The organism is Wenzhouxiangella sp. 15190 (genome assembly GCF_003417465.1).
In the GTDB taxonomy this organism is placed as follows: Bacteria; Pseudomonadota; Gammaproteobacteria; order Xanthomonadales; family Wenzhouxiangellaceae; genus Wenzhouxiangella.
This window is the reverse complement of sequence record NZ_QVMV01000020.1, coordinates 53,643-66,002: the sequence shown is the minus strand read 5'-3', so window position 1 is coordinate 66,002 and position 12,360 is coordinate 53,643. Positions and strand designations below refer to the sequence as shown.

The following is a 12,360-nucleotide window of genomic DNA, read 5'->3' as shown; positions in this document are numbered from 1 at the left end:
TGCAACCTCTTGAAATACGGGGAGCGCGATGCCCGCTTCCGCGCTGCGCTGCCCGAAAAAAGCCACCCCCACCCACCATAGGGGAGGATTGGATGTTTATAACACCTTTCAGAACGGGTGGTGCCGGGCCGGGCGTGAGCGGGCAGAAGTCGGCCCGGCGGCGGGCACCGTTACAACCGCATTCGCGGATGCGGCAAGGCAGGATAGATAGCTGCGATCGAGGCTGGGCACCCAGTCAATCTTGCCGGTACCAAAGCGCCACCTTGCTTAAAGCAGCTGCGGGCGCCGTTGGCCGACTGGCGCCCGCTCACGCCCGGTACTGCCCGTTCCACTCCCACACCTTCACGCGCCGGCGTCTCAGTCGAGATCGGCCGGATAGGCGCCGTCTTCGCCGTGGACTTCGCGGCCGGAGACCGGCGGGTTGAACACGCAGACCATGCGCATGTGCGAGCCCTTGTTGGCGCGCAGGATGTGCTTGTCGTGCTGGTCGAGCGCATAGATGGTGAAGGCTTCCAGCGGATAGACCTTCCCGTCCTCGACCGTCTCGATCTCGCCCTTGCCTTCAATCAGATAAACCGCCTCGAGATGGTTCTTGTAGTGCATGTGCAGCTCGGCGCCTTCCTTGATGATGGTGTCGTGCACCGAATAGCCCATCCCGGCGTCCTTCAACAGGAGCCTGCGGCTGTTCCAGCCTTCGGTATCGACGTCGTCCTCGGTGCCGAGAATGTCCTGCAGTTTCTTGACGATCATGTTTGTTGCCTCCTGAAATTGGATAAAAAATAAGTCGCGCCGGGGTTCCCCCGACGCGACTATTGCAAGTTGACTTGCGTCGAGCGAGACGGCTCGGTGCCGCCTCCAAAAGCGGGTCAGGCCACTTTCTGATCCGGCGCGGCGCCGTTCGCTACCTTCGTTACCGCTTCCTCGATGATCGACAGGCCCTTCTCGAGGTCCTCGTCGGAAATCGTCAGCGGCGGCAGCAGCTTGAGCACCTGGTCGTCGATACCGGCGGTCTCGATCACCAGTCCGTGCTCGAAGCACTCTGCCGAGGCCTTGCCGGCCAGCTCGGCATCGTCGAAGGCGATACCCTGGATGAAGCCGCGACCGCGAAGGGTGGCATCGACCGGGATGCGCTCGACCAGCGCGCCCAGGCGCGACTCGATGATCCCGGTCTTGCGCTTGACCTCTTCGGTCAAGTCGTCATTGGTCCAGTAGTCCAGCGCCTTGGTGGCGGTCACGAAAGCCAGGTTATGCCCCCGGAACGTGCCGTTGTGCTCACCCGGCAACCACTGGTCCAGCTCGGGCTTGAACAGCGTGACGGCGAACGGCAGGCCGAAGCCGCTCAACGACTTCGACAGGCAAACGATATCGGGCTTGATGCCGGCCGGCTCGAAACTGAAGAACGGACCGGTGCGGCCGCAACCGACCTGGATGTCGTCGACGATCAGCAGCACGTCGTGACGCTTGACGATCTCGGCCAACTCCTTGAGCCACTCCATGCGCGCGACATTGACGCCGCCTTCGGCCTGCACCGTTTCGAGAATGACGGCCGCCGGCTTGTCGACACCCGAACCCTCGTCACCGAGGATGTGTTCGAGCAGTTCCAGGCTGTGATCGCTGCCCTGCTCCAGATAGCCGTCGAACGGCATCTGCGAGGCGTTGGCCAGCGGCACGCCGGCCCCGGCACGCTTCATGGCATTGCCGGTCACCGCCAGGGAACCGAGGGTCATGCCATGGAAACCGTTGGTGAACGAAATGACGTTGTGGCGCCCGGTGACCTTGCGCGCCAGCTTCAGGGCCGCCTCGACCGCATTGGTGCCGGTCGGCCCCGGGAACTGGACTTTGTAGTCCAGCTCACGTGGCTTGAGGATGACTTCCTCGAAGCGCTCCAGGAACTGCGCCCGCGCTGTACTTGCCATGTCCAGGCTGTGGACGATGTGGTCCTCGGCCAGGTAGTCCATCAATGCGGACTTGATCTCGGGGTTGTTGTGACCATAGTTGAGCACGCCGGCACCGGCGAAGAAGTCGATGAATTCTCGGCCGTCTTCGTCAGTCAGGCGGGCGCCACGCGAATGCGTGAACACGGTCGGGAAATTGCGCACGTAACTGCGCACTTCCGATTCGAGTCGATTGATGGTGTCTAGATGATGACTCATGGTTGTTTTACTCACTACTTCAGATTGAATTCGGTTCAGTTGGATTCAAATGGTCCGATTCGGAACAACTCTTCCGGCTCGTGACCGTCCGGAAAATGCTCGGCCAGCATGAATATACTCACCTGGCAGTCGACGCCGTGATCGCGGGCCACTGATCGGAACAGCTTGCGCGAGGCCGTATTGCTCGGTGTGACCGAAGCTTCCAGCCAGCGTGCATCCGGATTCTGCGCCAGAAATGCTTCCAGCAGACGGCGCGCCATGCCCCGCTTGCGCATGAACGGCGCCACACCGACCTGCCAGACAAACACCGTGTCCTGGCGCTCCGGCGGCCGATGACCCAGCACGAAGCCGGCCATCTCGCCCTCGACCTCGGCGACCACGCAGGTTTCGGCAAAGTCGATGCAGAACAACACATAGAAATAGGCAGTGTTCAGTTCAAGACCGCCCATCTCCTTGACCAGCTCGTACATGCGGGCCCCGTCTTCGGGACGCGCCTTGCGAAACACCGGTTCCGCCAGTGCTTGTGCGCCTTTAGGCGACATCGGCCACCTCGGTGTCGGTGATCTCAAAACGATCATGAAAGATCTGCATGGCACGCTCCACGGCATTGCAATCGATCAGGCAGGTCACCGCGTGCTCGAAACGCATGACCTCGTGTACGGCAATGCCCTCGGATTCCAGTTCCTTGCGGGCAATCTCTTCCGCACCTTCCTCGCTGCCGGCCTTGTAGCCAACGGCCGAAACACTGGCAATCGGTCCGCCCACGACCACGCCGGTATCGAATTCGTCGCGAATCGACTGGGCCAGCCCCTCGTCGTCGGCCAGCTGGCCGATGGAGATCAGGTAGCGACCGGATTTTCCTTCAGCCAATTCGGGCACGAAGATGTCGAGGTCGTCCAGGCGCTCGGCCAGGTTGGTGTGGTCGGCCGACTCGTCGAACTCCACCTGCAGCAGTTCGTCGTGGCAGGCCACGCCGACGATGCGCGAGCGGCCCAGCCCCGGTTCGGCGCGGACGATCGTCTCGCCGCCTTCACCGTGCGCCTTACGGCAGACGATGGTCACGTCGTGCTCGATGGCATAGTCGATGGCGCGTTCGTTGAGCACACCGGCGCCGTGATGGGCCAGCGTCTTCATCTCGGCCAGGCTGATCATGCTCAGGCGCGTGGCGTCTGGCACCTTGCGCGGGTCGGCGGTGTAGACACCGTCGACGTCGGAATAGATCTCACAGCGCCCGGCGCCAACCGCCGCGGCCAGGGCAACGGCCGTCGTATCCGACCCGCCGCGACCAAGCGTGGTGATGTCGCCTTCCGGGCTCTCGCCCTGGAAGCCGGCAACCACGGCAATCTTTCCTTCCTCGAGGGTCTCGAGCATGCGCTCGGGATCGACGCACTTGATGCGCGCATTCATGTGCGCATCGCAGGTCTTCACGCCCGCCTGCGGACCGGTCAGGGACACGGCTTCGTGACCCAGATCGTGCAGCGCCAGGCTCAGCATCGAGGCCGAAGCCTGCTCACCGGCGGCGAGCAGCATGTCGAGCTCGCGATGCTCGGGATTCGAGTTCAACTTGCCGGCACGCGCCAGCAACTGGCTGGTGGTCTTGCCTCGCGCGGAGACGACAACCACCACGGCCTTGCCTTCTTCGCGGCAGCGAGCCACGCGTTGGGCCACCGCCCGGAGTTGTCCGTCTTCCGCAAGCGAGGATCCGCCATATTTTTGAACGATGATATCCATCTTTTCCAACGTCTTTATGTATTTGAGTGTAAGAAGTTCGTTTGATTCAACTCTTGCCCGGATGCATCGGCGACAGGGCGGAGCCCTCGTCCTTGGTATGCAGGATGTCGACCAGCGCCTCCAGGCCTTGAGTGAGCTCATCGAGCTCGTCCTCGCGCAGGCGAGTGAGCGCGTCGAGCAGCGCACCCTGGGCCGGCAACGGCGCGGTCGCGAGCAAATCGGCACCTTCATCGGTGACGAATAGCTGCACCACGCGTTGATCCGGACCCTGACGCGATCGGGTCAGCAGGCCCTTGCCCTCGACCTTGTCGAGCAGGTTGCTGGCCGTCGCCGGCTTGATCGACAGGCGGCGTGCGATCTCGGAGACGCTCATGCCGGGCGAGCGATCCACTTCCCACAACGCCCACAACTGAGCGGCACTGAGACCGCACTGCTTTTCCACCCAGGCCGAATGCGCCTGCACCGCGCGAACGGCGACGCGGAAATTCCGCACCACGCCCATCACACGCGGGTCGTCGGGTTCATTGACCAACGGCCCGTCCGTCGCGGTCTTCAGCGGCGGGCGGGTGCCGTTGGCTGCAGTCTTGTCGTTTTCGTTTGATCTCATTTGCGGCTAATTATATGCCAAAAAACAAGTTTGTGGCTAAAGATTTGCCAAAAAACCAATTTCGATCACCGAAAATGGAGATAAAACCGGAAAATTCAAGTGGATAACGCAAGTTCCCTGCTGCGGGCCCTTGTTCAAGACGGCGGCCCGGGGGCTTCCGGCTGCTCCCGACGCCCCTTCAAGGCCGCGCCCTATCGCATTCGGCTACGCCGGCTGCCCCAATAGAGAATCAGGCCGAAGCCGAACAGCATGCCGCCGAGGTGGGCGAAATGCGCCACACCGGCCATGGTGCCGGTCATGCCGAAAAACAGCGTCAGCAACCCGTAGCCGATCACGAAGTACTTCGCTTTCATGGGAATGGGCGGAATGAGCAACATGATGGTGCTGTTGGGAAACATCATTCCGAAGGCCAGCAGCAGGCCGAACACCGCGCCCGAGGCACCGATCGTCGGATAGACTTCGCCGGTAACCGCGGCAACCGTCAGCTGGATAACCGCCGCACCGATCATGCAGACGAAGTAGTAGACGAGAAATCGACGCGCTCCCCACACGCGCTCGACCGGCAGACCGAACATGTACAAGGCGAACATGTTGAAGAAAAGGTGCCCGATCCCGCCGTGCAGGAAACCGTAACTGACCAGTTGCCAGGGCGCGAAGCCGGTCGCCATCGTGTTGCCATCGCCGAAGCGAATCAGATCGGGCGTGGCAAGCGGCCACAGGGCGAACAGACGAATCACGTCGCTCATCGCCGTCATCTGCACGAAATACATCACCACCGTAATGCCGAGCAGAATCATCGACACCGGCGGATTGCTCTGGCGCTGGAACGGGAACGGCTGATTCATGGCAACTCCTCGAGCATAAGATCGACGTCTTCCCGGCCTTCGGGCATCTGCCGGCCGGCCAGCACATTTCTCAAGCCGGCCACGTCCTCGCCGGTCCAGGCGATGTCTTCATCCGACCAGCGAGCCTTGAGGTAGCGCACGATTTCGGCTACCTGGTCATCGTCGAGATGCTGCATGGGCGGCATGTAGCCGGCATAGGCCCGGCCGGCCACCTCGATTTCACCGCGCAGCCCCAGCAGGATGATGGCGGTCAGTCCCTCCGCCGGCAGGTCAAGCCACTCGGAGTCTGCCAGTGGCGGGAAGTTCGGCGGACGGCCCTGACCCTGCATCCCGTGACAGCCGGCGCAATGCGGGCCGAAGGCCGCCTCTCCCGGCGACGCGTTTTCGTCGGAGCCGTTCTGTTCTCCGCAACCGGCCAGCAAAACCGTCAAGAGCAGCGCGGCGATCGCCGTCTGTTTACAATGAGCCATCATTATCGACCTTCGTAATCCGAGTCCATTCATGTCCATCAAGAGCGTAACGGTCTATGCGGCTTCCAGCCAGGCGCTGGAGCCGATCTACATCGACGCGGCCGAGCGCCTGGGTCGAACACTGGGCTCGGCCGGCCTGCGTATCATCTACGGCGGCGGCAGCACGGGCCTGATGGGCGCGATGGCCGATGGTGCACTGGCCGAGGGTGCCGAAGTCCTCGGCATCATCCCCGAGTTTCTCACGCGTGTCGAGCGCGGGCATCAAGGACTGCGTGACCTGGAGGTCGTGTCCGACATGCGTATTCGCAAGGCACGCATGCTCGATCAGGCCGATGCGGTCGTCGCCCTGCCCGGCGGCTGCGGTACGTTCGAGGAACTGTTCGAGGCCATGACGCTCAAGCGACTGGGACAGTTTCTGGGCCCGATCGTGCTGATCAATACGGAAGGCTACTACGATCGCTTGCTGGATTTTCTCGGCCACAGCGTAAAGGAACGATTCATGAACCATACCCACCTGGACATGTGGCAGACCGTCGAGCAGCCCGAGGATGCGCTCCGTGCCATGCGCGAGGCCGTGGCCTGGTCAGCGCACGAGGCACTCGAATCAGCCGCGGTGCGCCGTACGCCATGAGTGCTCCTGACTACAGAAAGCGCGGTTTCGCCGCCGGTCTGCGCTGGCTGCCGGCCGCCGCCGAGCTGTTGTTCTCCGGCTTTCGGCCACTCGCCGGTCTGGCTGCCTTGTGGCTGCTGGTGTCGATGATCGCCGTCGTTCCGATCGTGGGCCAGCTGGCCGTGATGCTGATCACCCCCCTGCTCACCGCCGGTGCCATCGCCGCCTTCGCCCAGCTCTCAGCCGGCCGCCGGCCGGCGCCGACCATGCTGTTTGCCGCCTGGGGCCGGCCGGAACTGCGCAATCGCCTGTTCGCCCTGGGCGCCTTCGGAATCATGGGCAGTCTCCTCGTGCTGCTGGTGGTTGCCAGCTGGCTGAGCGGCCAGGTGACGCCCGATCAGATCCAGGCTGCCCAGCAATCCCAGCAGGCGATGGCCGAAATGCTCGAGCAGATCTCGCTGGGGCCGATGCTGCTGGTCGCCGCCGCTTTGCTTGCCGTCGTGATGGCGGCGATGTACTTCGCCATTCCGCTGGTCATGTTTCGCGATATCACCACTGCCAGCGCCCTGGCCGGGAGCCTGCGGGCGGTCGTCGCCAACTGGTCGGCCTTTCTGGGCTTCGGCCTGGCGGTCATCGCGATGGTCGTCGGCCTGGGCTTCGTGTTCGGTATCGTCCTGATGACCCTGGGCCTGGCTCTGGGCACCACCGCCCAGATGATCGCTCAGGTCGTCTTCATGCTCGTGGCGATGCTGGTCCAGGTGTTGATGGCCGGCAGCCAGTGGGTGGCCTTTACCGATGTATTCGGATCGCCTGGCGGGAACCGCCAGGAACCCGACGATCAATTACTGGCCTGATCGTCGGACTCGGCCGAGCGTTTCACCAGCACACGTGAGGCGATGATACCCAGCTCGAACAGCAGCAGCACCGGCAGCGCCAGCAGCGTTTGCGAAATCATGTCCGGCGGGGTGATCAGCATCGCGACCGTGAAAGCACCGACGACCACGTAGCCGCGCATCCGGCCCAGCGCCTTGGGCGTGGTGATGCCCAGGGCGACCAGGATGATCGTGGCCACGGGCACCTGGAAGGCAAGCCCGAAAGCGATGAACAGCGTCAATACGAAATCCAGGTAGCGGTTGATGTCGGTCATCATCGCCACGCCCTCGGGCGCCATGGAGGCGAAGAAGGCGAACACCACCGGAAACACGACGAAGTAGGCGAATGCACAGCCGACATAAAACAGCAAGACGGCCATCCCCAGCAGGGGGCGGGCCAGGCGCTGCTCCTGGCGATACAGGCCCGGCGCGACGAAGGCCCAGAGTTGGTAGAGGACGTAGGGCATGGCGATGAGCAGCGCCAGGATCAGCACCAGCTTGAACGGCGTGAGGAAGGGCGAGGCCACGTCGATGGCGATCATGCTCGCGCCTTCGGGCAGATGACGAACCAGCGGTTTGGCGAGAATGCCGTAGAGCTGCCGGGCGAAGGGGGCGAGAACCAGCAAAACGACGATGATCGCCGCCACCGCCCGCAACAGTCGGCTGCGCAACTCGACCAGGTGATCGATCAGGGACAGTTCGGGATCAGTCCGCGTCGTCTCTTCGCTCATGCGGTTCCCGTTCGAAGCATTCGGACTGCTTGTGGGCCTCCGTGGCCTCGAGAATGCGCCGGTTGTGGTCGCGGTCCATCTCGTCCTGGAATTCGGACTTGAGGCTGGCCCAGGCGCTGCGCGCGTGGCGCGTCCAGCGGCCGACGGTACGTGCGATCTCGGGCAGACGCTGCGGCCCGACAACCAGAAGCGTGATCAGGGCCAGCAGCAGCAATTCGCTGAAGCCGACGCCGCCCACCGATCAGTGCTCCCGCTTGGAGGTTGAATCGTCCTGCTCTTCGCTTTGTGACGAGGACTTTTCCTGCGAGTGGTCGTCTGCAGACTTTTCGTTTTCGTCCTCGTCCTCGTTCTCACCCACGCCCTTTCGGAACTCGCGAATCGCGCCGCCCAGATCGCTGCCGATGTTGCGAATGCGCTTGGTGCCAAAGATGAGCAGCACGATGACGAGAATGACCAGGATTTGGGGCCAACTGATGTTGCCGATACCCATGCGCTAGACCTCTGATACTGGGCCGTATCGGCCCGATAGGGGAAAACTGAAAGTCTATCAGTTCGCGCCGAGCCGACGAAGGGGCACGGCGGCCAGAGCCAGTACTAGCAGGACCAGCGTCCACAGTGCCGGCGCGGAAAGTACGGGAACGGGAATTGCACCGGTCCCGGCGAGCGCGCCGCGACCACAGTCGTCCGGCGGCGCGATGGCCAGGGACTCGAGGCCGATCAGGCTGCCGCCGTCATCGGTCGAAGAAACGTCGGCCACGCGCTCGGCCTGGCCGGTGGCCGGGTCGATGCGGAGCACCTGGCTCGAACGGGAAGAATCTCGATCCGATTGCTGGCGCCGGTCCGTCACGGCCCAGAGCGTCCCGTCCGAATCGGCGGCCAGTCCCGCCTTGTTGTAAAGGCCAGCCTCCTCACCCAAGGCGCCGACCAATTCGGCTCGACCGGTCGCGGTGTCAATCCGATAGAGATTGGGGGCGGCCCCGTTGGCGTCGGTTGCCATACCCCGGCCGATACCGTAGACATGGTTACCCAGGCTGGTCATGTCGACGATGGGCGCGCCGAGGTCGCCGATCCGCTCGGTCTGCCCGGTCTCGGGATCGGCCTCGTAGAGCGACAATCCGAGCGACTCGGAATCGGTCGATATCAGCAATCGGCCTTCGCAGGTGAAGGTCATGCCGAAATCGTGATTGCCCGAAGGCAGTCCAAGGTTGCCCATTTCCTGATTGACGGCAATCGCGTTGCCGCTCGAGGTACCGATGCGAATCAGGGTATTGGTGTCGTCGTCGATACCGTAAAGCTGCCTGTCCAGGCTGAACGACAGACCCTCGATGTCCAGAAACTGCTGGATGCGCGAGCGATCCTCGAGTCGGGCATCGCCGCTGGCAAGGTCGAGTTCCCAGAGCGCGCCGATCTGGTCTTCCTCGGAGAGATAATCGCGGGAATTGATGACCCATCCCTGCGGTTGCGCCCACACCCAGACGCTGGCTGTCAGGGTGACGGCCAGAACCACACTTCTCCACCAGAGAGGCGTGCGAGGGCGCATTCTTTTTGTAATCCTTTTACTCCGACAAGCAGCATCATAGCAAAAAAGTCCAGAAATCCCCAGTCGCGACCGCACCACCCTGCGTGATCACTGACCGGTCACGCCGCGGAAGGTACAATTTCGAACAACCATTCTTCTTCCAAAGAGCGCTTCATGTCCGCTTCCCCAGAACATCACGTCGAAACGGTCGACGCCACACGCCAGGTCACAGCCCACCGTGAGGCGGCGCGTGCCGCCGTGCTGATGGTCAACCTGGGCACCCCCGAGGCACCCACGGCCAAAGCACTGCGCCCCTACCTCAAGCAGTTTCTCTCCGACCGGCGCGTTATCGAGGCGCCGAAACTGATCTGGTGGTTCATCCTCAACGGCTACATCCTGCCGTTTCGCTCGCCGCGCTCGGCCGAAGCCTACGCCCGGGTCTGGACCGAGCACGGCTCACCCCTTCTGGTCGACAGCCGCAGCCTGGCCCACAAGCTCGAGTCGGACTTCAAGGAGGATCTGCCGCGCGTGAAAGTGATGCTGGCAATGACCTACGGCCAGCCCGACATCGATTCGGCCATCGACCGGCTTCGACGCGAGAACATCCAGCGAGTCCTCGTACTGCCGATGTATCCGCAGTACTCGGCCACGACCACCGCCTCGGTCTTCGACCGGGTGACCGAATCGCTGCGGCGCCTGCGCTGGCTACCGGAAGTGCGCTTCATCAACAACTTCCATCACGACGAGAACTGGCAGGCGGCCGTGGCCGAATCGATCCGCCGTTTCCGGAAGACGCGCGAAAAACCGGACAAGCTGCTGTTTTCCTTCCACGGAATTCCGAAGAAAAATCTGCTCGCCGGCGACCCGTACTACTGCCAGTGCCAGGCCAGTGCCCGGCAGATCGCCGAACGCCTGCAACTCGGCGACGAGGAATGGATGGTGACGTTCCAGTCGCGCCTGGGACGGGCCGAATGGCTCAAGCCCTATACCGACAAAACCCTCGAGGAACTGGGCAGACAGGGCGTGAAGAAGCTGCAGGTCGTCTGCCCCGGTTTTTCGGTCGACTGCCTGGAGACCCTGGATGAAATCGCCGTCGAGGGCCGCGACGAGTTCATGGCCGCCGGCGGCGAATCACTGGAGTACATTCCCTGTCTCAACGACTCGCCCGAACACGTGAAAGTCCTGAGCGCCCTGTGCCGGAAGCACGGTCAGGGATGGCCGGAATTCGCCGGCGGCCGCGATGCGGGTGAGACGGAACTGGAAGCGCGCGTCGAGCGCTCGGCAGACGCCGCCAGGCGTCTCAATCTGGGGTGAGTCTGGAGTGCGGCGCTTCGGCAACTACCTAGAGACGACCGCGGCAGGGCCTGATAGCGTGATCGGTCCATGTCAACCACGTTCATTGAATCATGAAGAAACATCTGGGCATTTCCCTATTCATCCTTCGCGTCAGCGTGTTCATCGTGATGGCGATGTGGTCGCTCGACAAGCTGCTCAACCCGGGGCATGCCGCCGCCGTATTCGAGAACTTCTACTTCCTCGCCGGCATGGGCAGCACCGTGCTGCTGGTGATCGGCCTGGTTCAGCTGGCGATCGAAATCGCCTTCGTACTCGGCTTGTGGAAGTTCTGGACCTACGGTTTTGTGCTCGTCACCCACACCATCTCCACGATCTCGTCGTGGCAGCAATACATCGATCCGTTCAACAACATGCTGTTCCTGGCTGCCATCCCCATGCTCGGGGCATGTATCGCCCTGTTTCTGCTGCGTGACGACGATCAGTATCTGTCACTGGGTTAGCGGGGACGCAAAGACCGCTTCGGTATCCGATTCACTCGCCCACCCACTCCGGACTCTTGGGCTCGCTTAGCCGGATCGCCGTGCTCCAGGCGGCGGCCACGCTGGCCCTGGCGGGTGCGCCGGTGTTCTGGCTTCAGGGCCGGAACGTTCGCCGACGGACAGCCCGGCTCGAGGAAGCGAACGGCGAACGTGCGGGAACCCTGGCCGGGGCCGCCCCGGCCCTCCGGATCATTGGACTGGGAGAATCTCCGATGGCCGCCGTGGGACTGGCGGACCAGTCACTGGGTGTCATCCCGCGGCTGGTCGCTGAACTGGCTGCCGCATCGGGACAGCGGGTCGAGTGGCAAACGGCCGCGAAAAGCGGCGCCACCGCCCGATTCACTACTGAAAAACTGCTGAGGCGAGTCGATAAGGGCCCGACGGACCTGGCGGTCGTCGGCCTGGGCGTCAACGATTGCCTCGCACTGCATTCGGCAAGACGTTGGCAGCAGGACCTGCAGCAACTCCTCGATGCCGTTCGTCGGCGGCTCGAACCGAATCGGATCATTCTTACCGGCATCCCGCCGATGCAGCATTTCCCGGCACTGCCGTTTCCGCTCTCCTCGATGCTGGGCTTGCGCGCCGCCCTGCTCGACTCGGTCTCGCAGCGAGTTGCTGAACACGAATCCGACGTGGTGCACGCACCCATGAACTTCACCGAACGAGCCGGCGGCATGTTCTGTTCCGACGGCTTTCATCCCGATGCGACCGCCCACGAAGCATGGGCGCGGCAACTGGCGCGACTGCTCTAGGGAACCTCTGAATAACTCTGCGCGGGCGCGCCGGGTCTTTGCGGGAGGCTCCGGTCCGGCTTCGGCGAGCGCGGTTTAGTGGTTCCAAATGAGTGAGCCGAAACGGGGCGGAGACCCCGCAAAGGCCCGTCCCGAAAGGTTTTGCCGGAGAAGCCGCATCTCGCGCGTTGCGCCACTCGGCCGTAGCTACGGCTACTGTCACTCGCGTCGCACCACACGATCTGCGGCTTCCCCG

The 12,360-nt window shown here is 63.0% G+C and carries 15 protein-coding genes and 1 pseudogene; 5 read left to right on the top strand and 11 right to left on the bottom strand.

Going from position 1 to position 12,360, the window contains the following annotated elements; all coding sequences use genetic code 11:
• Positions 1 to 357 precede the first annotated feature (357 nt).
• The 7 genes from DZK26_RS05065 to DZK26_RS05035 all read right to left on the bottom strand — a co-directional run bounded on the left by DZK26_RS05065 (position 358) and on the right by DZK26_RS05035 (position 5,806).
• Positions 358 to 750 carry an ectoine synthase gene (locus tag DZK26_RS05065; RefSeq protein ID WP_116898486.1) on the bottom strand — a complete coding sequence of 131 codons (393 nt, stop codon included), beginning with the start codon at positions 748 to 750 and terminating at the stop codon, positions 358 to 360.
• A gap of 116 nt (positions 751 to 866) precedes the next feature.
• Entirely contained in the window at positions 867 to 2,153 is a 1,287-nt protein-coding gene (gene ectB, locus DZK26_RS05060) for a diaminobutyrate--2-oxoglutarate transaminase (RefSeq protein WP_116898487.1), read from the bottom strand.
• Positions 2,154 to 2,188: 35 nt separating this feature from the next.
• The gene (ectA, locus tag DZK26_RS05055) at positions 2,189 to 2,695 is read right to left on the bottom strand and encodes a diaminobutyrate acetyltransferase (protein ID WP_116898488.1); all 507 of its coding nucleotides are present in this window, start codon (positions 2,693 to 2,695) and stop codon (positions 2,189 to 2,191) included.
• Positions 2,685 to 3,884, bottom strand: coding sequence for an aspartate kinase (locus DZK26_RS05050; RefSeq protein ID WP_181918409.1), 1,200 nt, complete (start codon positions 3,882 to 3,884; stop codon positions 2,685 to 2,687). Before DZK26_RS05050 ends, ectA begins: the two co-directional genes overlap by 11 nt.
• A 46-nt stretch (positions 3,885 to 3,930) precedes the next feature.
• Positions 3,931 to 4,491: a MarR family winged helix-turn-helix transcriptional regulator gene (locus tag DZK26_RS05045; protein WP_116898490.1), complete on the bottom strand. Its 561-nt coding sequence runs from the start codon at positions 4,489 to 4,491 to the stop codon at positions 3,931 to 3,933.
• Between the two features lie 191 nt (positions 4,492 to 4,682).
• Positions 4,683 to 5,336, bottom strand: a complete 654-nt coding sequence (locus DZK26_RS05040) for a rhomboid family intramembrane serine protease (protein ID WP_116898491.1) — start codon at positions 5,334 to 5,336, stop codon at positions 4,683 to 4,685.
• Entirely contained in the window at positions 5,333 to 5,806 is a 474-nt protein-coding gene (locus tag DZK26_RS05035) for a cytochrome c (protein WP_181918410.1), read from the bottom strand. The genes DZK26_RS05040 and DZK26_RS05035 overlap by 4 nt, the downstream gene beginning before the upstream one ends.
• Before the next feature lie 31 nt (positions 5,807 to 5,837).
• On the opposite strand from DZK26_RS05035, the gene DZK26_RS05030 reads away from it, so the two are divergent.
• Positions 5,838 to 6,437 (top strand): TIGR00730 family Rossman fold protein, encoded by a 600-nt coding sequence (locus DZK26_RS05030; RefSeq protein WP_116898492.1) that lies wholly within the window; start codon positions 5,838 to 5,840, stop codon positions 6,435 to 6,437.
• Positions 6,434 to 7,270 carry a BPSS1780 family membrane protein gene (locus tag DZK26_RS05025; protein ID WP_116898493.1) on the top strand — a complete coding sequence of 279 codons (837 nt, stop codon included), beginning with the start codon at positions 6,434 to 6,436 and terminating at the stop codon, positions 7,268 to 7,270. Before DZK26_RS05030 ends, DZK26_RS05025 begins: the two co-directional genes overlap by 4 nt.
• Here the strand turns inward: DZK26_RS05025 and tatC are convergent.
• From tatC to DZK26_RS05005, 4 genes and pseudogenes are all read right to left on the bottom strand, one after another.
• A pseudogene (gene tatC / locus DZK26_RS05020) lies at positions 7,261 to 8,019 on the bottom strand (twin-arginine translocase subunit TatC); the annotation flags it as partial. The gene DZK26_RS05025 and the pseudogene tatC sit on opposite strands and share 10 nt — an antisense overlap.
• Positions 7,994 to 8,257 carry a Sec-independent protein translocase protein TatB gene (gene tatB / locus DZK26_RS05015; RefSeq protein ID WP_116898495.1) on the bottom strand — a complete coding sequence of 88 codons (264 nt, stop codon included), beginning with the start codon at positions 8,255 to 8,257 and terminating at the stop codon, positions 7,994 to 7,996. The gene tatB and the pseudogene tatC, both read right to left, overlap by 26 nt.
• 3 nt (positions 8,258 to 8,260) lie before the next feature.
• On the bottom strand, positions 8,261 to 8,509 hold the full coding sequence (gene tatA, locus DZK26_RS14645) for a twin-arginine translocase TatA/TatE family subunit (protein WP_116898496.1): 249 nt from the start codon (positions 8,507 to 8,509) through the stop codon (positions 8,261 to 8,263).
• Between the two features lie 57 nt (positions 8,510 to 8,566).
• Positions 8,567 to 9,559: a DUF6923 family protein gene (locus DZK26_RS05005; protein ID WP_147306670.1), complete on the bottom strand. Its 993-nt coding sequence runs from the start codon at positions 9,557 to 9,559 to the stop codon at positions 8,567 to 8,569.
• A 153-nt stretch (positions 9,560 to 9,712) separates the two neighbouring features.
• Here DZK26_RS05005 and hemH point away from each other — a divergent pair, with 153 nt between their 5' ends.
• The 3 genes from hemH to DZK26_RS04990 all read left to right on the top strand — a co-directional run bounded on the left by hemH (position 9,713) and on the right by DZK26_RS04990 (position 12,125).
• Complete coding sequence (hemH, locus tag DZK26_RS05000) at positions 9,713 to 10,852, top strand: ferrochelatase (protein WP_116898498.1); 1,140 nt, start codon at positions 9,713 to 9,715, stop codon at positions 10,850 to 10,852.
• Between the two features lie 92 nt (positions 10,853 to 10,944).
• The gene (locus DZK26_RS04995) at positions 10,945 to 11,334 is read left to right on the top strand and encodes a hypothetical protein (protein ID WP_116898499.1); all 390 of its coding nucleotides are present in this window, start codon (positions 10,945 to 10,947) and stop codon (positions 11,332 to 11,334) included.
• Between the two features lie 56 nt (positions 11,335 to 11,390).
• On the top strand, positions 11,391 to 12,125 hold the full coding sequence (locus tag DZK26_RS04990; protein ID WP_116898500.1) for an SGNH/GDSL hydrolase family protein: 735 nt from the start codon (positions 11,391 to 11,393) through the stop codon (positions 12,123 to 12,125).
• The last annotated feature ends 235 nt before the right edge of the window (positions 12,126 to 12,360 follow it).

What these genes read in the sequence shown, in the direction of transcription:
- DZK26_RS05065 (WP_116898486.1), bottom strand. Translation starts at nt 750, where the DNA reads ATGATCGTCAAGAAACTGCAGGACATTCTCGGCACCGAGGACGACGTC.
- ectB (WP_116898487.1), bottom strand. Translation starts at nt 2,153, where the DNA reads ATGAGTCATCATCTAGACACCATCAATCGACTCGAATCGGAAGTGCGC.
- ectA (WP_116898488.1), bottom strand. Translation starts at nt 2,695, where the DNA reads ATGTCGCCTAAAGGCGCACAAGCACTGGCGGAACCGGTGTTTCGCAAG.
- DZK26_RS05050 (WP_181918409.1), bottom strand. Translation starts at nt 3,884, where the DNA reads ATGGATATCATCGTTCAAAAATATGGCGGATCCTCGCTTGCGGAAGAC.
- DZK26_RS05045 (WP_116898490.1), bottom strand. Translation starts at nt 4,491, where the DNA reads ATGAGATCAAACGAAAACGACAAGACTGCAGCCAACGGCACCCGCCCG.
- DZK26_RS05040 (WP_116898491.1), bottom strand. Translation starts at nt 5,336, where the DNA reads ATGAATCAGCCGTTCCCGTTCCAGCGCCAGAGCAATCCGCCGGTGTCG.
- DZK26_RS05035 (WP_181918410.1), bottom strand. Translation starts at nt 5,806, where the DNA reads ATGGCTCATTGTAAACAGACGGCGATCGCCGCGCTGCTCTTGACGGTT.
- DZK26_RS05030 (WP_116898492.1), top strand. Translation starts at nt 5,838, where the DNA reads ATGTCCATCAAGAGCGTAACGGTCTATGCGGCTTCCAGCCAGGCGCTG.
- DZK26_RS05025 (WP_116898493.1), top strand. Translation starts at nt 6,434, where the DNA reads ATGAGTGCTCCTGACTACAGAAAGCGCGGTTTCGCCGCCGGTCTGCGC.
- tatA (WP_116898496.1), bottom strand. Translation starts at nt 8,509, where the DNA reads ATGGGTATCGGCAACATCAGTTGGCCCCAAATCCTGGTCATTCTCGTC.
- DZK26_RS05005 (WP_147306670.1), bottom strand. Translation starts at nt 9,559, where the DNA reads ATGCGCCCTCGCACGCCTCTCTGGTGGAGAAGTGTGGTTCTGGCCGTC.
- hemH (WP_116898498.1), top strand. Translation starts at nt 9,713, where the DNA reads ATGTCCGCTTCCCCAGAACATCACGTCGAAACGGTCGACGCCACACGC.
- DZK26_RS04995 (WP_116898499.1), top strand. Translation starts at nt 10,945, where the DNA reads ATGAAGAAACATCTGGGCATTTCCCTATTCATCCTTCGCGTCAGCGTG.